The organism is Fervidobacterium sp. 2310opik-2 (genome assembly GCF_011057735.1).
Lineage (GTDB): Bacteria > Thermotogota > Thermotogae > Thermotogales > Fervidobacteriaceae > Fervidobacterium > Fervidobacterium nodosum.
Genome location: NZ_LNGG01000003.1, coordinates 57,134 through 76,144 on the forward strand (window position 1 = coordinate 57,134; position 19,011 = coordinate 76,144).

Sequence of the window (19,011 nt, forward strand, 5' to 3'; positions counted from 1 at the left end):
TCGGCAGACTCTCTGCCGATTTTAAATTGTTTTTTCAAATCTTTCTATAAATAAACGGAGAAGCTACTTCGAGATTGAGTGCTTTGTAATTGAATATTCTCTCGGTATTTCCAACAAAGAGTATTCCGCCATGTTTTAAACTTTCAGAAAATTTACGATATAACATATCTTTCGCTTCCATCTCAAAGTATATAACAACGTTTCGACATGTTATAAGGTCAAAGTCTTTTTCGAATGGATCTTGAAGAAGATTATGCTTTCTAAATTGAACGCGCGCCTTTACGTTTGGTTTGACTATGTACCTTCCATCTTTAACTATGAAGTATTTTTGAATGTATTCCGGAGGAGTGCTAACCATTGAGCGCTCGTCGTACTCACCAATTTGTGCTTTTGTCAAAACTCCCATATCTATATCAGTGGCTAATACTTTCACACTCGAGGGCGCTTTTAATTCTTCTAGAAGTATGGCTATGGTATAAGGTTCTTCACCAGAAGAACAACCAGCGCTCCAGGCTTTAAACCTCGAACCGCTCTTTGCCAAAAGTTCAGGTAAAAATTTATCCCTTAGTTCGAACCACTTCTCAGGATTTCTGAAGAATTCTGTAACATTTATCGTTAACTTATCAAGGAATTCATCTTTTTTCTTGTTATCTTTCAGTATCATATCAAGATACTCTTTATACGATTTGCAATTGTACTTCCTAATAAGCATTTCTATTCTTCTTTTGACTCTTTCCGGCTTGTATCCAGAAAGATCTAAATTCATTATATCTTTTATTCTTTTAACAAACCACTCGAATTCTTCCCATGGCAATTCATGAACTTCACCAGATTGGAAACTCGACAGCCAAGCGAACTTTTTCTCCTTGTTGTCGTCCAACGACATATATCTCACCTACCTTCCATACAATACTCCCATTTATCCCAGGTGAATTTATATTATTAACAATATTAAATTCAAAGTTATCTCCTTTTAAGGAAAAGCCAAATTCAGAATTAATCTTTCCATCAGCTAAGTACAACAAATAGTAAATTAGTAGACTTTCTTTCACATAATTTATTCCCATTCCGGATTTATTTCCAAAAAATGCGTAAATACCCTTACCTGCTCCAAATATATAATTATTATCAATCTTCTCAACAAATAATGTGTATCCAAGTATGTTTAACGAAACATTTAGATTTTTCGAATCTCCTATAATCGAAAAATTATCGTCGATGTAAAAAAGTTTGTCGCCATAATAACCAGCTTTGAGCCAAGTCGAATACCAAACTTTTTGTGCGGGGTTTATGAATGTCGTGAAAGGTATTTGATTGATAAAATCATATGTAACTTTGTACGGATAATCTTCAAAATGAAATTTGTCTATGATATCTGAAAACTTGGCGTCTATTTGTGGAAAACCCATTTTGATTTTTACATCAACGGGCAGGTAAAACCTTACATCAAACTTCCAAAAGTTAAAATTGTATCTTAGTGTAAAGCCATAAACATTATCAAATGGAGAGACGTTAAAAAACAACGCCTCTCCAAATACAAAATTAATATTCATTAAAGATAACATTACTAATAAGAGCAAAGATACATATTTGACTTTTTTCATCTAATCGCACCTTTAAAACGTTGAAAGGGTGTCAACTTTCACATCAGCCTTCAAGTTTTGCCATTATTGCTTCAAGTTCTGCATCGTCTATGTCAAAGTTTCCAAATACTTCTTGTACATCATCGTTATCTTCAAGTGCATCGATGAGCTTAAGTACTTTTTCCGCTTCTGAACCTGTTACTTTTACTGTGTTCTTTGGTTTGTATGTTATCTTTGATTCTCCTTCAAATCCATTCTTTGCAAGTGCTTCTTTTACTGCTGTTAAGGATTCTGGAGCTACGTAGACAGTTACTGGATCTCCTTCTTCTATATCTTCCGCGCCGGCATCAATCGCCAATAGTGTGAATTCATCCATATCGGAAATTTTTGAAGCAGGAATTTCAATAGCGCCTTTTCTTTCGAATATCCAAGCAACTGAACCACTTTCTGCAAGTGAGCCACCATTTTTGCTGAGTATGTGTCTTAATTCCTGCGCTGTTCTGTTTTTGTTATCTGTCAACGCAAGTATGTAAAGCGCAACACCACCTGGTGCATAGGCTTCGTATATAATTTCTTCGTACTTTTCGCCTTCTAATTCTCCTGTACCTTTTTTAATTGACCTTTCAACTGTATCTTTTGGCATGTTGGCTTCTCTTGCTTTTTCAAGGACAGCCCTCAACCTTGGGTTTGTGTCTGGGTTTCCGCCACCTTCTCTTGCTGCAACGATAATTTCCCTAATCAATTTTGTGAATATCTTTGACCTTTTAGCATCTTGTGCGGCTTTCCTATGCTTAATATTTGCCCACTTATTGTGACCTGACATAATCTCTCCTCCTTTAAATTCCCTCTCTAATTGATTCTAATTCGTAAAATATTTTATCTCTCGCCTGGTTTAATTACCTTATCAATTATACCATATTCCATAGCCTCTTGTGCACTCATAAAGAAATCTCTATCGGTATCTTTTTCTATTCTTTCTATATCCTGCCCAGTGTGTTTGCTGAGAATTTCATTTATTATTCTTTTTATTCTTAATAATTCTTTCGTTAATATTTCAACATCTTTGGCACTGCCTTCCGCACCACCTAATGGTTGGTGAATCATTATCCTGCTATTTGGAAGTGCAAATCTTTTACCTTTTGCACCAGCTGCAAGTAATACAGCTCCCATTGACGCTGCCTGACCAACACATATCGTTGCAACATCACATTTTACGTATTGCATTGTATCGTATATAGCCAACCCTGCTGTTACAAGACCACCAGGTGAATTTATATAAAGCTGGATATCTTTATCTGGATTTTCCGCTTCAAGGAAAAGAAGTTGTGCAACAACAAGGTTAGCAACATGGTCATCTATTGCACTGCCAAGGAAGATAATCCTATCTTTGAGGAGTCTTGAGTAAATATCATAAGCTCTTTCATAGCGACCTGTGCTTTCGATAACTATTGGGACGTATTGATCGAGTATTTTTTTAAGTTCTCTATCCATTTCCATGCTTTATCACCACTTTTCATCTTTTTCAAACTTCAAATTCAAAAATTATTCTGACTTTTCATCTTCATTTTTCTCATCTTTGTTGAAAGAAACTTCTTCAACTTGAACTTTGTCTACAAGTAAGTTTGCGACTTTTGATTCGACTATATCCATTACAACTTCGTTTCTGAGATCTATTCTTGATTTAATCAAAGCTTCTGCTCTATCTGGGCTTACTCCCCATTCAACTGAAACTATTTCCGCATATGCTTTTATATCCTCATCGTTAACTTTTACATCGTTTTCCTCGGCTAATTTTTTAACTACAAGGTCTTTCTTGATAAGGTTGATGTAATAGTTTTTAAACTCCTCAACGAGTTTTTCTTCACTGCCGTAGCTTTTGATATAATCGTCGTATTTTCCTTCTTCTTTTAAATTATCTATTATATTTTCAACAGCTCTTTGAATTGTTTTTTCACTAATATCAATATCTGTTGCTGATGGTATTTGGTCAATTATTTGCATCTTATAAGAATCGCCTAATTCTCTATCGTATATTTCCTTACCCTCGTTTCTGAACTTTTCCTTTAAACCTTCCAATGTTTCAACATTTTCTATAGCAAGGCTTTTGACAAATTCATCGTTCAAAACGGGGAGTATTCTATTATATACTTCTTCGACTTCTAGTATATATTTATAGGTAATTTTCTCATTTTCGCTTTTTTCAAATGTCTTCTCAAATTCAACAGTATCACCTTTTTTCTTACCATAAAGCTGTTTGACAGCATCTCTTTCATCGTCTTTTAAAAGTAAGTATTCTCTTTCTTCATGGTCTCTAATTGCTTTTTCGTTCAGTAAAACAGTTTCCTTAACCTTGACAACATCACCCTCTTGTGCTTCTCCCTCTTTTGGTTCAAGAACAGCATGTTCATCTAACATATATTTTACTCTCATTTCGACATAACTTTCAAGCACTTCATCCTCTTTTGCTTTTCTAACTTTAATTTTAGACGGGTCGAACGTTACTTCTGGTTCGAGGTGAAGCTCAACAACAACTTTTCCACCATTAGCATCAAATCTTGCATCAACGATAACTGGAGGAATAACAACACTTATATTTTCTTTGTCGAGTTCATCTTCGACTTCTATTATCGCTTCATCTGCTACATAAATATTATAGAATGCATCTTTAAGTCTAAGTTTGTATATCTCCTTTGGAACTCTTCCTACTCTGAATCCTTCTATTTGATATCCTTTGCTGTTAAGTGAATTTACGGCTTTATCTTCTAATCTTTTAACATCGTTGGCATCAAAAATATATTCTTTTACAATGACATTTTTATCTTTTTCTAATTCATTAATTTGCATTACTACACCTCCTAATTTTTCACTTTAAAAAGGGGCAATTTCGCCCCTTTTTATAGGTTAATTACAGAAAATTACTCTACTATTTGCAATACTGAAACTTCTGCACCGTCGCCCCTTCTTTGACCAACTTTTATTACTCTTGTGTATCCACCGTTTCTGCCTGTGTATTTTGGTGCAATCTCGTCGACAAGTTTGTTAACAAGTTTTCTATCTCCAAGTTCTGCAAAAAGTTGTCTTCTTAACGCTATACTTTCTTCTTTATTCTCATCTTTTATTTTGTAAGCTTTTACTGCTTTTGTTATAAGTTTTTCAATATATTCTTTTCCTACCTTTGCCTTTACCGTTGTTGTCATTATTGTGCCGTGTTCTATGATTTCTTTTGCAAGGTTTCTCATGAGTGACCTTCTGTGTGAACCGTATCTATTTAGTTTATTTCTCTTCATCCTGTGTCTCATTTCATTTGTCCCCCTTTCTTAGTGACAGACCAAATTTGTCACGGAGTTTTTCTCTTACTTCCTCGAGAGATTTGAGGCCAAAATTCTTTATTTTCATCAACTCTTCTTCTGTTCTTGATAACAGATCACCTATTGTCTCTATCTTGTCTCTCTTCAAACAATTAAGTGATCTTGCAGATAGTTCTAGTTCTTCAACTTTTTTGCTCATTACATCTTCTGGCGAACCTATTTCTTCTGTTACTACTGCAGTTTCTTGTATTATTGGTATTGGTAATTCCTCAACATCACTAAGACTTTGTTCGATAAACATAAAGTGGTCAAGAATTATTTTTAGTGAATGCTTCAAAGCTTCAGATGGTTTTATGCTTTTCTTTGTCCAAATTTCAAGAATGAGTTTTTCATAGTCCGTTCTTTTATCAACACGAACATTTTCAACAAGCCAATTGACTTTTATAACTGGGCTGTAGACTCCATCTAAAACAATCCAACCTATTTCTGGTCTTTCATTTCTATCTGCTGCCGGGACAAAACCCTTTCCAAATGTTGCATAGAGTTCTATTTCTAAATCAGCATCTTCGTTCAACGTTGCAAGGTAATGGCTTGGATTCACTACAACTACTCCTGCTGGACATTCAATATCCCCTGCCGTAAGTACTCCTGGTCCTTTTTTATTTATCGTCAATTTTACAGGTGATTCAACGTAAGTATCAACACGCAATTGCACTTTCTTAAGATTCAAGAGTATATCCATTATGTCTTCTTTTGCGCCTTCGATTGTATCAAACTCATGGTATTTTTCTGGTTTTACGAATCTTACATCAGTTATTGCAAAACTTGGAATAGAAGAGAGGAGAACTCTTCTAAGTGTATTCCCAACTGTTACGGCGTAACCTTTTTCAAGCGGTGAGAGGGAATACCTTGCATAATAATGGTCCTCGTGTTCTACCTGCTCTTCTAATTTGAATTTCCTTCCTGTAATTTGAATCATTAAGATCACCTCGAGTAGAATTCGACAATAGCCTGTACGTTAACTGGGAGATCAATAATTTCTTCTAATTTTGGATTTCTTACGTATACTCCTTTAAATTGATCGTAATCAACTTCAAGCCAATTTGAAATTGCTCTACCTTTATTTAGCTCTATTGCTTGTTTGATTGGTTCTATTGTTCTGCTTCCTTCTTTTATAGAAATAACATCACCTGGTCTGACTTGGTATGATGGGATGTCAACTTTCTTCCCGTTTACAAGTACATGTCCGTGAGAGACAAGTTGTCTTGCTGCTCTTCTGTTAATTGCGAATCCAAGTCTGTAAACAACATTATCAAGTCTTCTCTCAACTTGTGCTACCAGGTTTTCACGGGTATCGCCAGATTGTTTGACAGCTCTTTCGTAGTATATTCTAAATTGTTTCTCAAGTACTCCGTAAATTCTCTTCATTGTTTGTTTAGCTCTGAGTTGGAGAGCGTATTGTGTTAGTTTTTTCTTTTCTCTACCGTGTTGTCCAGGTGCGAATGGTCTCTTGTCAAATGGACATTTCTCGCTGAAGCATCTTTCACCCTTAAGGTACAATTTCATTCCTTCTCTTCTACACAATTTGCACAAAGGCCCTGTGTTTCGTGCCATTATTTTCCCTCCTTTGGTTTCAAAAATCAGATGTAACTTTTCTTAGCCCTCTCTTACAAAGTTTACTAAGTTTATCTATATCGATTCAATTATTTCACGTATTATACTCTTCTTCTTTTTGGAGGTCTACAACCGTTAAATGGGATTGGTGTAGCATCTCTTATATTGTCAATTTCCAATCCAGCTGCTTGAAGAGTTCTTATAGCTGTTTCTCTTCCAGCACCAGGTCCTTTGACAATAACGTCAACTCTTTTAATTCCCATTTTGACAGCATCTTTCGCTACTTTATCAGCTGCAAGTTGTGCTGCGTACGGTGTACCTTTCCTTGTACCTTCAAAACCTGTCGTTCCACCGCTTGCCCAGCTTAAAACGTGTCCTGTTGGATCTGTCAAGCTGATTATTGTATTATTGTATGTTGACTTTATGTGGACTACACCATGATCAACCGCTACTCTTTTCTTTTGTTTTGTTCTTGTTGTTCGGCCTTTTGCCATTATTTTCCCTCCTTTTACATTTCTTCCATACTTTTACATGCACTCGCTAGTTACAAGTTAAACATCTTTTCGGGTCCGATTTTAAAGAAAAACTTATTTACCCTTTTTCTTAATTCTGCTTGGTCTTGGACCTTTTCTTGTACGGGCATTTGATCTTGTTCTTTGACCTCTAACTGGAAGCCCTAACTTGTGCCTTAAGCCGCGGTAACATCCTATATCCATTAATCTCTTTATATTTCTCATCACTTCTGTTCTGAGTTCACCTTCTACTTTGTAATTCTGTTGAATGAAAGAAGCTATTTTGCTTATTTCATCCTCAGTAAGTTCTTTAACTCTCTTGTCAGGGTCTACACCTGTATTCTTACATATTTCCATTGCGCGTGTTGGTCCTATACCGTATAGATATCTCAATGCAATATGTACTTTTTTATTACTTGGTATTTCAACACCAACGATACGAGCCATTAATCTCCCTCCTTAATTCTATCTCTCAACTATTAATACTTAGTACTTAACCTTGTCTCTGATTATGTTTTGGGTTTACTTTACATACAACGTAAACTTTTCCTCTTCTACGGATAACCTTACAATATTCGCATCTTTTTCCAACTGATGCCTTTACTTTCATACTTAATCTCTCCTTTCGGATATATTCATTTTATTTTTCAATTATTCGTCGTCATCTAGTATCTCTTCTTCGCCCTTTGAGTCAAGTTTCTTTCTGTAAACTATTCTTCCACGAGTGAGGTCGTAGATTGTAAGTTCAACGACTACCCTATCACCTGGTACAAGCCTTATAAAGTTTTTGCGCATTTTACCAGAAACATGAGCGAGCACTTTAAAACCGTTGTCGAGTTGTACTCTGAACATAGCATTTGGTAGTGCTTCAACTATTGTTCCTTCCATTCGTATGACGTCTTCCTTGTTTTTCAGATAAATCACCTCGCGAATACGAAAGTTTCTCTCAGTTTAAGCTTGTATTATTCGGCAAGAGTTAAAATTTCATAACCGTCTTCTGTCACTGCTATCGTGTGTTCAAAGTGTGCCGCTCTCTTGCCATCCCTCGTTACAACCGTCCAACCATCATCTAATATAACCACGTGCCAGCCGCCTTCAGTAACCATTGGTTCTATCGCAATTGTCATTCCCGCTTTAAGTGTTATACCTGTACCTGGCTTTCCATAATTCGGTACTTGTGGGTCTTCATGCAAAGACTTTCCTACTCCATGCCCTACAAAATCTCTTACAACACCAAAACCATGACTTTCAACGTAATTTTGGACTGTAAAAGAAACATCTCCTAATTTTATGCCAGGTCTTATTATTTTTATAGCCTCAAAGAGAGATTCCTGAGTAACTTTTACAAGTTTTTCACCAACTTCATCTGTTTGACCAACTATGTAGCTTATCGCTCCATCTCCATAGTAACCATCATAAATTGCTCCAACATCTATTGAAACTATATCACCTTTTTTAAAAACTTTCTTCTTCAGCGGAAAACCATGTATAACTTCGTCATTTACTGAGACAGTTGTTATATATGGATATCCACCATACCCTTTAAACGCAGGTTTACATTTAAGCTCTTTCAAAATCTTTTCAGCTAAGATTTCTATATCATGGGCGGTTGCACCCTCTACCACTAATTTTTTTGATTCCATAAGTATAGTACCAACCGCCCGACCAGCTATTTTCATTTTCTCAATTTCTTCTCTCGTCTTAAGTCTTATCATTTCTTTTCAAAGCCACCTAATATATTAAACAATATTTTCATTACTTCTTCTACACTTTTTCTGCCATCTAATGTAAAAAGTTTGTTTTGATTTTTATAATATTCGATTAACGGCGATGTTTTTTCGATATAGACTCTGTATCTGCTCCTTACGATATCTTCTTTGTCGTCATCTCTTTGTATTAATGTTCCTCCACAATCATCACAAATGCCTTCAACTCTAGATGGAAGTGTAATTACGTTATAAACCTTACCACATTTGGAACAAACACGTCTTGTGGATATTCTCTGAACTACCGTTTCTTCGTCTACTTCAAAGTAAATAGCACCATCTAATTCCTTACCCATTTTTTTGAGCATTTCATTTAAAGCTTGGGCTTGATTTAATGTCCTTGGATAACCATCGAGTATAAATCCTTTTTTACAATCGTCTTGTTTCAAGCGTTCTTCGACAAGTGCATTTGTTAGTTCATCCGGAACGAGATTTCCTGAATTCACTATATCCTGGACTTTTCTACCAAGTTCGGTACCTTTTGCTATCGCTTCTCTAAAGATATCTCCAGTTGATATATGAGGTATATTGTATTTTTCCACAACTCTTTTAGCATATGTACCTTTACCTGCACCCGGAGGTCCGAGGAATATAAGGTTCATAATTTTCACCCTCTTGAATTTATCTTCTACCAGCTATCTTTCCTTTTTTAACAAAGCCTTCGTAATTTCTCATAATCAAGTGTGCTTCGATTTGTTGAGCAATATCCAAAGCAACTCCAACCGCGATAAGCGCACTTGTACCACCGAGCCAAATATTTACACGCGTAATTCCTTCAACTAAGTAAGGTAACAGTGAAATGCCAACAAGGAAGATCGCTCCGAGGAATGTAACTCTGTTGAGAACGAAAGTAATGTATTCCTCTGTTGGTTTTCCTGCCCTTATTCCTGGTATAAATCCTCCATATCTCTTAATATTTTCAGATATATCCTTTGGATCAATAACAACAACACTGTAGAAGTATGTGAAGAAGAATATCAAGAGCGCGTAAATTATCATCATAAGAGGACTTTGCATACTGAATAGTTTAACTGCCCACTGAGCACCCGTGATTTGCGCAATTGCTTCTGGAATACTAATTATTGCCCATGCAAATATGATAGGAATAACACCTGAGTGATTAACTTTTATAGGCAAGTATGTGCTTGTTCCACCGTATATCCTTCTTCCAACCATTCTTGTTGCATATTCAATTTTGATTCTTCTTTCCGCTTGTTGAACATATATAATTGCAACAACCATAAATATTGCAACTGCGATAAGGAATATCCAACCGAATATATTAAGATTACCAAGAACCGCACTTCTGAAATATGCTGGGTATCTTGAAACAATACCTGCGAATATCATTATACTAACACCATTTCCAATACCTTTTTCTGTAATTCTATCGCCAATCCAAAGAAGGAACATTGTACCAGCAACCAAAGAAACTGTTGAAACAAATGAGAATAACCATGTATTGATTGCGATGATTCCTTGGTAACTTCTTGCAAGTCCGAAAGAAACTACGAATGATTGCAATGCTGCCAATCCAAGTGTAAGATTCTTTGTGTAGTGTTGGAATTTCTTTCTACCTTCTTCACCTTCTTTTAAGAGCTCTTTCAAAGAAGGAATGATAGAAGCAAGAAGTTGCATGATAATAGATGCGTTAATGTATGGAGTAACGCTCATTGAGAACACGGAGAATCTGCTGAAAGCACCTCCAGTGAAAACATCATAGAAGCTGAGAACGCCTCCAGCAAGACCTGTACCTTGTTTGGAAAGCGCCTCCCCCCAAGCTTTGATATTTATTCCTGGAACCGGGACATAAATACCCAATCTGAAAACAAGCAACATTAAGAATGTAAAGATAACCCTATCCCTTACCTCTGGAATTTTCATCGCATTTCGCAGCGCTTTCCACATTATTAAATCACCTCTATTTTTCCGCCAACTTTTTCAATCTTCTCCTTCGCCTTTTCACTGAATTTATGTGCTTTAACTGTGAGTGGCTTTGTTATTTCACCTCTTGCAAGTATCTTTACACCATCGTAAATCTTATCGATAATTCCTTTTTCAATAAGAACTTCTGGTGTAACTACTGCGTTACTATCAAATTTCTCCTCGAGGGTCTCAAGGTTAACAACAGCGTAAAACTTCTTTGTGAAGTTTTTGAACCCAAATTTTGGAAGTCTTCTATGAAGTGGTGTTTGACCACCTTCCATCCAAGCTCTAACTTTTCCTGTACCTCTTGATTTTTGACCTTTGTGACCCTTTCCTGCGGTCTTTCCTTTACCTGAACCTTGTCCTCTTCCAAGTCTTTTGTATTTTTTGTTCGACCCTGGGGTAGGTTTGAGGTCCTCTATAGTAATCATGCAAATTCCCCTCCTTATTCTTCGACTTCTTCAACTTTGACAAGATGTTTTACTTTCTCAACCATTCCACGAATCTGAGGTGTATCTTCTTTAATTACTGTATAATGCATTCTTCTTAATCCAAGTCTTTTAACTGTATCTTTCTGATCGTATTTATATCCAATCGGACTTCTTACAAGTGTTATTTTCAGCTTCTTCATACATTAGCCCTCCTTTTTAACACCGCGTACTACTTGAGCTGGGGTAATATCTCTAAGAGCTGCTATTTTGTCTATACTGTAAAGGTTCTTTACGCCATTTACTGTTGCTTGAGCCATTATTACTGGATTTGTTGACCCCATTGCTTTTGTAAGAACGTTTTGAACGCCCGCAAGCTCAAGGATAGCACGTACTGTACCGTTGGCAATTATACCGGTACCTGGTGCAGCAGGCTTCATAAGTATCTTAGCTGCGTCTTGTCTGCCAACTACTTCGTGAGGGATTGTACCCTTAACTACAGGAATTTCTATTATATTCCTTCTTGCACTAACAAGCGCTTTTCTAATTGCATCAGGAACTTCTCTTGCTTTTCCAACACCGACACCGACTTTACCATTTCTATTTCCGACAACTGCAAGAACTCTGAAAGAAAGATTTTTACCACCTTTTGTAACTTTAGTCGTTCTTCTAATTTCAATAATCCTTTCTTCAAATGTTTCACCTGCTTGTTTTATCTTTTCGGCAATTTCTGACACTGTGAGCACCTCCTACCAAACCTTAGAATTTCAATCCAGCTTCCCTTGCCGCATCTGCAAGGGCTTTTACTCTACCATGGTACTTAAATCCACCGCGGTCAAAAACTACTTCCTTTATACCTTTTGCAAGTGCTCTTTCTGCTATAAGTTTTCCTACTTCTTTTGCCGCTGTGATGTTCCATGTCTTTTGAAGTTTTTCCTTCATAGCCTTTTCTACGGTTGACGCTGCAACCAAAGTAATACCTTTCGTGTCATCGATTATTTGAGCGTACATGTGTTTTTCGCTTCTGAATACAGCAAGTCTTGGCCTTTCAGGAGTTCCAAAAATCTTTTTTCTTAACCTTTTATGTCTGACAAGTCTCAATTGCCTTCGGTCTTCACGTTTAATCACGTTTTATACCCCCTTATGCTTTCTTTCCTTCTTTAAGTTTGAGAACCTCGTCTACATACTTTATACCTTTACCACTGTATGGATTTGGTTCTCTCCACTTGCGTATATCTGCTGCAACTTGTCCAACTCTCTGTTTATCGATTCCACTAACAATTATTTTATTTGGTGCAGGGACTTCTACTTTTACATCAGCTGGTACATCGAATTCTACTTGGTGAGCATAACCGAGGTTCATGATTAACTTATTTCCTTGAAGTTGTGCCCTGTAACCAACACCAACAATTTCAAGTTCTTTCTTAAACCCTTCAGTAACACCTAAAACCATGTTTCTGATAAGTCTCCAGTAAGTACCAACCATTGCCTTGAACTTTCTCTCATCTGCTTTTCTCTTGGCTACCTCAAGATTTGGTGTAACCCAAACTTCGTTGCCTTCGACTTTTATAGAAACAAATGGATGATTATTTAATTTCAATTCACCCTTTGGGCCTTTAACTTTTATCTCAGAGTCGGTGATTGATAACTGAACATTTGTTGGTAAAACAATTGGTTTCTTCGCAATACGTGACATGTACTACACCTCCTTACCAGATGTAGGCAATAACTTCTCCACCGACTCCATGTTCCGCTGCTTCTTTGTCGGTGAGTACGCCTTTTGATGTGGATATTATGGCAATACCGAGTCCATTTTTAACTCTTGGTATGTTGTTTTTACCAACATAAATCCTTCTTCCTGCCTTAGAAACACGAACAATTCCATGAATTACTCTTTCTCTGTTCTTTCTTGTACCTTTGTATTTCATTTGAATTCTCAAAATTCCTTGTTTTCCATCTTCAATGTATGTGTATCCCTTAATAAATCCTTCCCTAACAAGAATATCAGCTATTGCCTTTTTTAAATTGGATGCAGGAACATCTACTTGTTCTTTAAAAACTTGGTTTGCATTTCTTATTCTTGTAAGCATGTCAGCTATTGGATCGCTCCACACGGTTAACACCTCCATAATTACCAGCTTGCCTTCCTAACGCCCGGGAGTTTTCCCTCGTTAGCCATTTTTCTAAAACACACTCTGCAGATTCCAAATTCTCTGTATACTGAATGGACTCTTCCGCAAATGCTGCATCTTGTGTATTCTCTAACTTTAAACTTTTTCGGCTTCTTCCATCTTTCGACCATTGATTTCTTTGCCATTTATTTTTCCCTCCTTAATTACTGCTTTTTGAATGGGAAACCAAGTAACTCAAGTAATCTTCTTGCTTCTTCGTCTCTTTTTGCTGTTGTAACCACTACAATATCCATACCTTGGATCCTCTTGATCTGGTCTGGTGAAATTTCTGGGAATACCAATTGTTCTGTTAAACCGAAACTGTAATTACCTTTTCCATCAAATGAATTTGGATTTAAACCTCTGAAGTCTCTAACTTTAGGTAAAACAAGATTAACAAGTTTGTAGACAAAATTGTACATTCTTGGCCCTCTGAGCGTTACTTTTACACCAACGCTCATACCTTTTCTTATCTTAAAGTTAGAGATACTCTTTTTTGCTTTTGTGATTATTGCCTTTTGACCAGCTATTGTTGTTAATTCTCTTGCGTGCGCTTCTATAACATCTTTATTTCTTGAACCTTCACCAACACCCATATTTATAACTACTTTAACAAGTCTTGGAACTTCATGAATATTTTTATATCCAAATTCTTTCATTAAAACCGGCACCACTTCTTTTTGATACTTTTCCTTCAAAGGAACAAATTCGTAGGCCATTTTTTACTCCTCCTTACTTCTTATCTATGATTTCTCCACATTTTTTACAGTATCTAACTTTTGATCCATCTTCGAGTACTCTAAATCCTACTCTTGTAGCCTTATCACAGCTTGGACAGACTAACATAACCTTTGACCAGTAAAGTGGTGCTTCTTTTTCAATTATACCGCCTTGTCTCATTTGTCCAGTTGGTCTTTGGTGTCTTTTTACTACGTTTATGCCTCTGACTATTAATTTCTCTTCTTTTGGAAGTACTTGTATAACTTCTCCTCTTTTACCTTTATCTTTTCCGGAAATTACTTGTACTGTGTCACCCTTTTTTATCTTCTGTGCCATCGATTACCACCCCTTACCATACTTCTGGTGCGAGAGATACTATTTTCATGAAGCCTTTTTCTCTGAGCTCTCTTGCAACAGGTCCAAACACACGTGTTCCTTTTGGTTGATTGAATTTGTCAAGAACAACCGCTGCGTTATCGTCGAATCTTATATAGCTACCATCCGGTCTTCTAATTTCTTTCTTTGTCCTTACAACAACTGCTTTAACAACATCGCCTTTTTTGATATCTGTATTTGGTACAGCTTCTCTTACACTGCAAACAACTATATCACCAATTGTTCCAAATTGTTTGTGTGAACCTCCAAGCACTCTTATCACTCTTAATACTTTCGCACCTGAATTGTCAGCTGCTACGAGGTAGCTTTCGTTCTGTATCATTGTTCACTACCCCCTTCAACGTCAATTGTTTCCTCTATCTCTGGCGTTTCTGAAAGTTTTGAACGTTCAAGAATATTAACAACTACCCATCTTTTGAGCTTGCTTAATGGTCTTGATTCTTCAATTTCAACAACATCTCCAACTCTACACGCATTATTTTCATCGTGTGCGTAAAATTTCTTCGTTCTTTTAACGTATTTTCCAAACTTTGCATGTTTAACGAGTCTTTCAACTTTAACCGTTACAGTTTTATCCATTTTGTCGCTTACAACAACGCCAACTAATCTTTTCTTAGGCATGTGTATTACCTCCTTATACCAAGTTCGCGTTCACGTAGAATAGTCTTGATTCTTGCGATATCTTTTTTCGTTTTTTGAATAAGACTTGGGTCCCTCAATTCGCCGAGTGCGTTTTGGAATCTCAAGTTCATAAGTGTTCTTTTCTTTTCTTCAAGTAACTTCAACAATTCTTCATTATTCATATTTCTGATTTCCACTGGTGTCATACTGCTTCACCACCTATGTGATGTCTTGTCACTATTTTTGTTTTTATTGGTAATTTTGTGGCTGCATATTCCAAGGCTTTAATTGCTAATTCTTCGTCAACACCACCAATTTCGAACATGACTTTTCCAGGTTTTACCACTGCTACCCATCCTTCAACGTTACCTTTACCTTTACCAAGTTTTGTTTCAGGTGGATGTTTTGTGTAGGATTTATCAGGGAATATTTTTATCCAAAGCTTACCTTCTTTTTTCAATGTCCTTGTTATAGCAAGCCTGCAAGCTTCGATCTGTTGAGCTGTGATCCATGCTGGTTCTAAAGCTTTTAATCCGTATTCGCCAAACATTACAAGTGCTCCACCTTTTGCATCGCCTTTTGTTCTACCTCGGTGTTGTTTTCTGTATTTAACCCTTTTTGGCATTAACATGGCTGTTTACCTCCCTTATCTCGCCTTTATCCTGCCTTCTTTTGCCTTAGCTTTTCAGGTCCTATCTGCGTTTTTTCTGTGTTTTTCAACATTTTATATTATTTATATGTTTTGATCGCCTTTGTATATCCAAACTTTTATCCCGATTGTACCGTATTTTGTTTCTGCACGTGCTGTCGAGTAATCTATGACAGATCTGAGTGTCTGAAGTGGAAGTCTTCCTTTAAGATACCATTCTGTCCTCGCAATTTCTGCACCAGCAAGTCTTCCAGAAACCATTATCTTTATACCCTTTGCCCCTCTCTTGAGTGCAGCAGTAATTGCTCTCTTCATGACAATCTTGTAAGATGCACGTTTTTCTATCTTTTGAGCAATAGATTCTGCCACAAGTGCTGCCTCTGTTTCGGGCGTTTTTAATTCGATTATATCAATTCCAAATTTTCTGTTGAAGTTTGCCTCTAATGCTTGTCTCAATTCTGTTATACCTGCACCTTTTTTACCTATTAATATTCCAGGTCTTGCTGCGTATATTGAGACTAAAACTCTTTCAGCATCTGGTCTTTGAACAAATACTTTTGCAATTCCAGCTTGGTTGTAATTTTTCTTAATGAAATTTCTTATTGCTTCGTCCTCAAGTAAATATTCGCTGTATTTTTTCTCATTAAACCACTGAGCATCCCATTCAGAAGTTAAACCGAGCCTAAATCCTTTTGGATGTACTTTTTGACCCACCTGTATCACCTCGCAAAGTATTTATTATTTTGCTTTTGTCTCATTTTCTTTTTCTCTATCCCTAACAATAACAGTTATATGGGACATTCTCTTTTGAATAATATCCGCTCTTCCTCTACCGCGCGGCCATACTCTCTTCATTCTTGGGCCATCGTTTACATAACATGCTGCAACATAAAGGTTTTCCTCAGAAAGTCCGAGGTTATTTGTTGCATTCGCTACTGCAGATTTTAACACATTATATACGATTCGTGCAGCCTTTTTCGATGAAAATTCAAGAAGATTAAACGCTTCTGAAACATTTTTACCCCTAATGGAATTGATTACTGACCTTGCTTTCCTTGGAGATATGCGGACAAATCTTGCAACTGCCCTTGCTTCATATTTTGGTAACGTTGCAAGTGTCTCTTTTCTCTTTGCATGGAACTTGGACCTTTTGAGTCCTTCTCTTTTAATGATAGTTTGCATTATCAATTCCCTCCTTATTTCTTGACCTCACCTTTTTTGGCTGACTTGTTCGTATGTCCACCAAATCTTCTTGTGAATGAGAATTCACCAAGTTTGTGTCCAACCATATTTTCTGTTATATATACTGGTATGTGTTTCATTCCGTTGTAAACAGCTATTGTATGACCGACCATTTCTGGAACGATTGTACTTGCTCTGCTCCATGTTTTTATTATTTTCTTTTCACCAGTCTCATTGAGCATTCTTATTTTTTTGATAAGTTTGGGATCTACGAATGGTCCTTTTTTGCTTGAACGGCTCATTTATTACACCTCCTGATTAACCGTTTCTTCTTCTAACAATGAATTTATCGCTTGCTCTCTTACCTCTCCTTGTCTTGTAACCTTTCGCTGGGACACCCCATGGACTCTGTGGATGGTGACCTTTACCTCTACCTTCTCCACCACCGTGTGGGTGATCAACTGGGTTCATGACAACACCACGTACATGTGGCTTTCTACCTTTCCATCTTTCTCTACCAGCTTTACCAGATACTTCGTTTTTGTGGTCTTCGTTTCCTACCACACCAACTGTTGCGTAACATTTTATATGTACTTTTCTCAATTCGCCAGATGGCATCTTCAAGAGTGCATAGTTACCTTCTTTTGCCATAAGTTGACATGCTACACCTGCACTTCTTGCTATCTTTGCCCCACCGCGTGGTAAAAATTCTATACTGTGAACGATTGTACCAACTGGTATATTTTCAAGCGGAAGAGCATTACCTGGCTTAATTTCTGCTTCAGGTCCTGACATTACTGTATCTCCAACATTAAGTCCATTTGGTGCAAGAATGTATCTTTTTTCACCGTCAGCGTAAATTAGCAAAGCAATTCTTGCGGTTCTATTTGGATCATATTCAATTGATGCAACTTTTGCGGGGATATTTTCCTTTTCCCATCTTCTGAAATCAACAATTCTGTAAAGTCTCTTGTGGCCGCCACCTCTGAACCTAACTGTTACTCTACCGTGGTGGTTTCTTCCTGCGCTCTTTTTAAGAGGAACAACAAGTGACTTTTCGGGTTCTGTTTTTGTAATTTCCGAAAAGTCTGGAATTATCATGAATCTTCTACCTGGTGTTGTTGGTTTAAATCTTTTAAGACCCATTGTTTTTCACCCCTTATGCCTGGAGTTCTTTAATTGCATAGCCTTCTGCTAATTTGACTATGGCTTTTTTCCATTCTTTCGTGTAACCTTCTCTTGCCATGTAACCTCTTCTGAGGTCTCTCTTTGGTTTTGGTTTGACTACAACTGTATTTACCCTTTCAACTTTAACATTGAAAAGTTTCTCAACAGCTTCCTTTATTTGGGACTTATTTGCATTTTTGTCAACTTCAAAAACATACTCTCTATTGGCTCTGAGCATCATCGTTTTTTCACTTATTACTGGTCTGATGATGATATCTGAATATTCTTTTCTCATTTGCTGAGCACCTCCTCAATTTTGCGAACGGTGCCCTCTGTAAGGACAACCTTTGAAGAGTTGATTATATCGTAAACATTCAAACCATCGATGTTTACTGGATTTCCGTTGTTTGGATTATCCGCAATTATTACTTTTACTCCAGGAATGTTTCTTCCAGAAAGTTTTACATTTTCGTACACTTCTTCTTTTCTTGGAAGAACAAACAATACTTTCTCGTCAGCGATTCCAAGATTCTTAAGAACTTCTCTCATTTGCTTTGTTTGAGCCTTTTCAAATCGTATGTCGCTCACAACAATAAGGTTTCCTTCCTGGAAGCGAGCAGAAAGTGCAGATTTAAGCGCTAATTTTTTCATCTTTTTGTTCAATCTCTTAAGGTAATTCCTTGGTTTTGGACCGTGCGCAACACCACCGTGTCTCCAGTGAATTGCCCTTATGGAACCTTGTCTTGCTCTACCTGTGTGTTTTTGTGGCCATGGTTTTCTTCCACCGCCAGCTACTTCTCCTCTTGTCTTTGTGGATGCTGTCCCTGCTCTTGAGTTTGTAAGTTGCATATCGATATAGCGCCACATGACATCAAGGTTTGGTTCAACGTTAAAAACTTCATCAGCAATTTCGATGTTACCGATCTTTTCACCTTTAATGTTATACAATGTTATTTGTGCCATACTCT

Annotated in this window: 34 protein-coding genes; all 34 read right to left on the reverse strand. The window is 36.9% G+C overall.

The annotated features are described in order from the left end of the window. Positions 1-34: 34 nt before the first annotated feature. On the reverse strand, positions 35-886 hold the full coding sequence (locus AS161_RS01460; protein WP_049751017.1) for a protein-glutamate O-methyltransferase CheR: 852 nt from the start codon (positions 884-886) through the stop codon (positions 35-37). Beyond that, complete coding sequence (locus AS161_RS01465; RefSeq protein WP_164541542.1) at positions 825-1,604, reverse strand: hypothetical protein; 780 nt, start codon at positions 1,602-1,604, stop codon at positions 825-827. Before AS161_RS01465 ends, AS161_RS01460 begins: the two co-directional genes overlap by 62 nt. 43 nt (positions 1,605-1,647) lie before the next feature. After that, a complete protein-coding gene (locus tag AS161_RS01470) occupies positions 1,648-2,406 on the reverse strand; it encodes a YebC/PmpR family DNA-binding transcriptional regulator (RefSeq protein ID WP_164541543.1) in 759 nt (252 codons plus the stop codon). A 53-nt stretch (positions 2,407-2,459) separates the two neighbouring features. Next, entirely contained in the window at positions 2,460-3,074 is a 615-nt protein-coding gene (clpP, locus tag AS161_RS01475) for an ATP-dependent Clp endopeptidase proteolytic subunit ClpP (protein ID WP_041257177.1), read from the reverse strand. 51 nt (positions 3,075-3,125) lie between these two features. Then, entirely contained in the window at positions 3,126-4,427 is a 1,302-nt protein-coding gene (locus AS161_RS01480) for a trigger factor (RefSeq protein WP_164541544.1), read from the reverse strand. Positions 4,428-4,498: 71 nt separating this feature from the next. Further along, positions 4,499-4,882, reverse strand: a complete 384-nt coding sequence (gene rplQ, locus AS161_RS01485; protein WP_011994269.1) for a 50S ribosomal protein L17 — start codon at positions 4,880-4,882, stop codon at positions 4,499-4,501. A 1-nt stretch (position 4,883) separates the two neighbouring features. Continuing rightward, on the reverse strand, positions 4,884-5,870 hold the full coding sequence (locus AS161_RS01490) for a DNA-directed RNA polymerase subunit alpha (RefSeq protein ID WP_164541545.1): 987 nt from the start codon (positions 5,868-5,870) through the stop codon (positions 4,884-4,886). A gap of 5 nt (positions 5,871-5,875) precedes the next feature. Next, complete coding sequence (gene rpsD, locus AS161_RS01495) at positions 5,876-6,505, reverse strand: 30S ribosomal protein S4 (protein ID WP_011994271.1); 630 nt, start codon at positions 6,503-6,505, stop codon at positions 5,876-5,878. A gap of 101 nt (positions 6,506-6,606) precedes the next feature. Further along, positions 6,607-6,999: a 30S ribosomal protein S11 gene (rpsK, locus tag AS161_RS01500; RefSeq protein WP_011994272.1), complete on the reverse strand. Its 393-nt coding sequence runs from the start codon at positions 6,997-6,999 to the stop codon at positions 6,607-6,609. Between the two features lie 93 nt (positions 7,000-7,092). Next, positions 7,093-7,464, reverse strand: coding sequence for a 30S ribosomal protein S13 (rpsM, locus tag AS161_RS01505; protein ID WP_011994273.1), 372 nt, complete (start codon positions 7,462-7,464; stop codon positions 7,093-7,095). A 46-nt stretch (positions 7,465-7,510) separates the two neighbouring features. Further along, positions 7,511-7,627: a 50S ribosomal protein L36 gene (gene rpmJ / locus AS161_RS01510; RefSeq protein ID WP_011994274.1), complete on the reverse strand. Its 117-nt coding sequence runs from the start codon at positions 7,625-7,627 to the stop codon at positions 7,511-7,513. Positions 7,628-7,668: 41 nt separating this feature from the next. After that, positions 7,669-7,932, reverse strand: a complete 264-nt coding sequence (infA, locus tag AS161_RS01515; protein WP_083756826.1) for a translation initiation factor IF-1 — start codon at positions 7,930-7,932, stop codon at positions 7,669-7,671. A 47-nt stretch (positions 7,933-7,979) separates the two neighbouring features. Then, the gene (gene map, locus AS161_RS01520; protein ID WP_164541546.1) at positions 7,980-8,732 is read right to left on the reverse strand and encodes a type I methionyl aminopeptidase; all 753 of its coding nucleotides are present in this window, start codon (positions 8,730-8,732) and stop codon (positions 7,980-7,982) included. Then, complete coding sequence (locus tag AS161_RS01525) at positions 8,729-9,385, reverse strand: adenylate kinase (protein ID WP_164541547.1); 657 nt, start codon at positions 9,383-9,385, stop codon at positions 8,729-8,731. Before AS161_RS01525 ends, map begins: the two co-directional genes overlap by 4 nt. Positions 9,386-9,404: 19 nt before the next feature. After that, positions 9,405-10,691 (reverse strand): preprotein translocase subunit SecY, encoded by a 1,287-nt coding sequence (secY, locus tag AS161_RS01530; protein WP_164541548.1) that lies wholly within the window; start codon positions 10,689-10,691, stop codon positions 9,405-9,407. 2 nt (positions 10,692-10,693) lie between these two features. Then, positions 10,694-11,137 carry a 50S ribosomal protein L15 gene (gene rplO, locus AS161_RS01535; protein ID WP_041257178.1) on the reverse strand — a complete coding sequence of 148 codons (444 nt, stop codon included), beginning with the start codon at positions 11,135-11,137 and terminating at the stop codon, positions 10,694-10,696. A gap of 17 nt (positions 11,138-11,154) precedes the next feature. Beyond that, positions 11,155-11,340, reverse strand: coding sequence for a 50S ribosomal protein L30 (gene rpmD, locus AS161_RS01540; protein ID WP_011994280.1), 186 nt, complete (start codon positions 11,338-11,340; stop codon positions 11,155-11,157). A gap of 3 nt (positions 11,341-11,343) precedes the next feature. Next, the gene (rpsE, locus tag AS161_RS01545) at positions 11,344-11,874 is read right to left on the reverse strand and encodes a 30S ribosomal protein S5 (RefSeq protein ID WP_011994281.1); all 531 of its coding nucleotides are present in this window, start codon (positions 11,872-11,874) and stop codon (positions 11,344-11,346) included. Positions 11,875-11,896: 22 nt separating this feature from the next. Beyond that, positions 11,897-12,265 (reverse strand): 50S ribosomal protein L18, encoded by a 369-nt coding sequence (rplR, locus tag AS161_RS01550; protein ID WP_011994282.1) that lies wholly within the window; start codon positions 12,263-12,265, stop codon positions 11,897-11,899. Between the two features lie 13 nt (positions 12,266-12,278). Continuing rightward, a complete protein-coding gene (rplF, locus tag AS161_RS01555; RefSeq protein WP_011994283.1) occupies positions 12,279-12,833 on the reverse strand; it encodes a 50S ribosomal protein L6 in 555 nt (184 codons plus the stop codon). Between the two features lie 13 nt (positions 12,834-12,846). After that, on the reverse strand, positions 12,847-13,251 hold the full coding sequence (rpsH, locus tag AS161_RS01560) for a 30S ribosomal protein S8 (protein ID WP_164541549.1): 405 nt from the start codon (positions 13,249-13,251) through the stop codon (positions 12,847-12,849). Positions 13,252-13,268: 17 nt separating this feature from the next. Continuing rightward, the gene (locus tag AS161_RS01565; protein ID WP_011994285.1) at positions 13,269-13,454 is read right to left on the reverse strand and encodes a type Z 30S ribosomal protein S14; all 186 of its coding nucleotides are present in this window, start codon (positions 13,452-13,454) and stop codon (positions 13,269-13,271) included. Between the two features lie 18 nt (positions 13,455-13,472). Further along, a complete protein-coding gene (gene rplE / locus AS161_RS01570; protein ID WP_011994286.1) occupies positions 13,473-14,027 on the reverse strand; it encodes a 50S ribosomal protein L5 in 555 nt (184 codons plus the stop codon). Between the two features lie 13 nt (positions 14,028-14,040). Further along, positions 14,041-14,364: a 50S ribosomal protein L24 gene (gene rplX, locus AS161_RS01575; protein ID WP_164541550.1), complete on the reverse strand. Its 324-nt coding sequence runs from the start codon at positions 14,362-14,364 to the stop codon at positions 14,041-14,043. Between the two features lie 13 nt (positions 14,365-14,377). Beyond that, the gene (gene rplN / locus AS161_RS01580; RefSeq protein WP_011994288.1) at positions 14,378-14,746 is read right to left on the reverse strand and encodes a 50S ribosomal protein L14; all 369 of its coding nucleotides are present in this window, start codon (positions 14,744-14,746) and stop codon (positions 14,378-14,380) included. After that, positions 14,743-15,045, reverse strand: coding sequence for a 30S ribosomal protein S17 (gene rpsQ, locus AS161_RS01585; RefSeq protein WP_164541551.1), 303 nt, complete (start codon positions 15,043-15,045; stop codon positions 14,743-14,745). The genes rplN and rpsQ overlap by 4 nt, the downstream gene beginning before the upstream one ends. A 5-nt stretch (positions 15,046-15,050) precedes the next feature. Further along, a complete protein-coding gene (gene rpmC / locus AS161_RS01590) occupies positions 15,051-15,251 on the reverse strand; it encodes a 50S ribosomal protein L29 (protein ID WP_011994290.1) in 201 nt (66 codons plus the stop codon). Then, positions 15,248-15,676: a 50S ribosomal protein L16 gene (rplP, locus tag AS161_RS01595; protein ID WP_164541552.1), complete on the reverse strand. Its 429-nt coding sequence runs from the start codon at positions 15,674-15,676 to the stop codon at positions 15,248-15,250. The genes rpmC and rplP overlap by 4 nt, the downstream gene beginning before the upstream one ends. A 102-nt stretch (positions 15,677-15,778) precedes the next feature. Further along, positions 15,779-16,408, reverse strand: a complete 630-nt coding sequence (rpsC, locus tag AS161_RS01600; protein WP_164541553.1) for a 30S ribosomal protein S3 — start codon at positions 16,406-16,408, stop codon at positions 15,779-15,781. Between the two features lie 24 nt (positions 16,409-16,432). Then, on the reverse strand, positions 16,433-16,876 hold the full coding sequence (rplV, locus tag AS161_RS01605) for a 50S ribosomal protein L22 (RefSeq protein ID WP_011994293.1): 444 nt from the start codon (positions 16,874-16,876) through the stop codon (positions 16,433-16,435). Positions 16,877-16,890: 14 nt separating this feature from the next. Further along, positions 16,891-17,178, reverse strand: coding sequence for a 30S ribosomal protein S19 (rpsS, locus tag AS161_RS01610; RefSeq protein WP_011994294.1), 288 nt, complete (start codon positions 17,176-17,178; stop codon positions 16,891-16,893). A gap of 16 nt (positions 17,179-17,194) precedes the next feature. Next, complete coding sequence (gene rplB / locus AS161_RS01615; RefSeq protein ID WP_164541554.1) at positions 17,195-18,022, reverse strand: 50S ribosomal protein L2; 828 nt, start codon at positions 18,020-18,022, stop codon at positions 17,195-17,197. 13 nt (positions 18,023-18,035) lie between these two features. Next, positions 18,036-18,338 (reverse strand): 50S ribosomal protein L23, encoded by a 303-nt coding sequence (gene rplW / locus AS161_RS01620; RefSeq protein ID WP_164541555.1) that lies wholly within the window; start codon positions 18,336-18,338, stop codon positions 18,036-18,038. Further along, positions 18,335-19,006, reverse strand: a complete 672-nt coding sequence (rplD, locus tag AS161_RS01625) for a 50S ribosomal protein L4 (protein ID WP_164541556.1) — start codon at positions 19,004-19,006, stop codon at positions 18,335-18,337. The genes rplW and rplD overlap by 4 nt, the downstream gene beginning before the upstream one ends. Positions 19,007-19,011: the final 5 nt, after the last annotated feature.

What these genes read in the sequence shown, in the direction of transcription:
- AS161_RS01460 (WP_049751017.1), bottom strand. Translation starts at nt 886, where the DNA reads ATGTCGTTGGACGACAACAAGGAGAAAAAGTTCGCTTGGCTGTCGAGT.
- AS161_RS01465 (WP_164541542.1), bottom strand. Translation starts at nt 1,604, where the DNA reads ATGAAAAAAGTCAAATATGTATCTTTGCTCTTATTAGTAATGTTATCT.
- AS161_RS01470 (WP_164541543.1), bottom strand. Translation starts at nt 2,406, where the DNA reads ATGTCAGGTCACAATAAGTGGGCAAATATTAAGCATAGGAAAGCCGCA.
- clpP (WP_041257177.1), bottom strand. Translation starts at nt 3,074, where the DNA reads ATGGATAGAGAACTTAAAAAAATACTCGATCAATACGTCCCAATAGTT.
- AS161_RS01480 (WP_164541544.1), bottom strand. Translation starts at nt 4,427, where the DNA reads ATGCAAATTAATGAATTAGAAAAAGATAAAAATGTCATTGTAAAAGAA.
- rplQ (WP_011994269.1), bottom strand. Translation starts at nt 4,882, where the DNA reads ATGAGACACAGGATGAAGAGAAATAAACTAAATAGATACGGTTCACAC.
- AS161_RS01490 (WP_164541545.1), bottom strand. Translation starts at nt 5,870, where the DNA reads ATGATTCAAATTACAGGAAGGAAATTCAAATTAGAAGAGCAGGTAGAA.
- rpsD (WP_011994271.1), bottom strand. Translation starts at nt 6,505, where the DNA reads ATGGCACGAAACACAGGGCCTTTGTGCAAATTGTGTAGAAGAGAAGGA.
- rpsK (WP_011994272.1), bottom strand. Translation starts at nt 6,999, where the DNA reads ATGGCAAAAGGCCGAACAACAAGAACAAAACAAAAGAAAAGAGTAGCG.
- rpsM (WP_011994273.1), bottom strand. Translation starts at nt 7,464, where the DNA reads ATGGCTCGTATCGTTGGTGTTGAAATACCAAGTAATAAAAAAGTACAT.
- rpmJ (WP_011994274.1), bottom strand. Translation starts at nt 7,627, where the DNA reads ATGAAAGTAAAGGCATCAGTTGGAAAAAGATGCGAATATTGTAAGGTT.
- map (WP_164541546.1), bottom strand. Translation starts at nt 8,732, where the DNA reads ATGATAAGACTTAAGACGAGAGAAGAAATTGAGAAAATGAAAATAGCT.
- AS161_RS01525 (WP_164541547.1), bottom strand. Translation starts at nt 9,385, where the DNA reads ATGAACCTTATATTCCTCGGACCTCCGGGTGCAGGTAAAGGTACATAT.
- secY (WP_164541548.1), bottom strand. Translation starts at nt 10,691, where the DNA reads ATGTGGAAAGCGCTGCGAAATGCGATGAAAATTCCAGAGGTAAGGGAT.
- rpmD (WP_011994280.1), bottom strand. Translation starts at nt 11,340, where the DNA reads ATGAAGAAGCTGAAAATAACACTTGTAAGAAGTCCGATTGGATATAAA.
- rplF (WP_011994283.1), bottom strand. Translation starts at nt 12,833, where the DNA reads ATGTCACGTATTGCGAAGAAACCAATTGTTTTACCAACAAATGTTCAG.
- AS161_RS01565 (WP_011994285.1), bottom strand. Translation starts at nt 13,454, where the DNA reads ATGGCAAAGAAATCAATGGTCGAAAGATGGAAGAAGCCGAAAAAGTTT.
- rplE (WP_011994286.1), bottom strand. Translation starts at nt 14,027, where the DNA reads ATGGCCTACGAATTTGTTCCTTTGAAGGAAAAGTATCAAAAAGAAGTG.
- rplX (WP_164541550.1), bottom strand. Translation starts at nt 14,364, where the DNA reads ATGGCACAGAAGATAAAAAAGGGTGACACAGTACAAGTAATTTCCGGA.
- rplN (WP_011994288.1), bottom strand. Translation starts at nt 14,746, where the DNA reads ATGATACAGAACGAAAGCTACCTCGTAGCAGCTGACAATTCAGGTGCG.
- rpsQ (WP_164541551.1), bottom strand. Translation starts at nt 15,045, where the DNA reads ATGCCTAAGAAAAGATTAGTTGGCGTTGTTGTAAGCGACAAAATGGAT.
- rpmC (WP_011994290.1), bottom strand. Translation starts at nt 15,251, where the DNA reads ATGACACCAGTGGAAATCAGAAATATGAATAATGAAGAATTGTTGAAG.
- rplP (WP_164541552.1), bottom strand. Translation starts at nt 15,676, where the DNA reads ATGTTAATGCCAAAAAGGGTTAAATACAGAAAACAACACCGAGGTAGA.
- rplV (WP_011994293.1), bottom strand. Translation starts at nt 16,876, where the DNA reads ATGCAAACTATCATTAAAAGAGAAGGACTCAAAAGGTCCAAGTTCCAT.
- rpsS (WP_011994294.1), bottom strand. Translation starts at nt 17,178, where the DNA reads ATGAGCCGTTCAAGCAAAAAAGGACCATTCGTAGATCCCAAACTTATC.
- rplB (WP_164541554.1), bottom strand. Translation starts at nt 18,022, where the DNA reads ATGGGTCTTAAAAGATTTAAACCAACAACACCAGGTAGAAGATTCATG.
- rplW (WP_164541555.1), bottom strand. Translation starts at nt 18,338, where the DNA reads ATGAGAAAAGAATATTCAGATATCATCATCAGACCAGTAATAAGTGAA.
- rplD (WP_164541556.1), bottom strand. Translation starts at nt 19,006, where the DNA reads ATGGCACAAATAACATTGTATAACATTAAAGGTGAAAAGATCGGTAAC.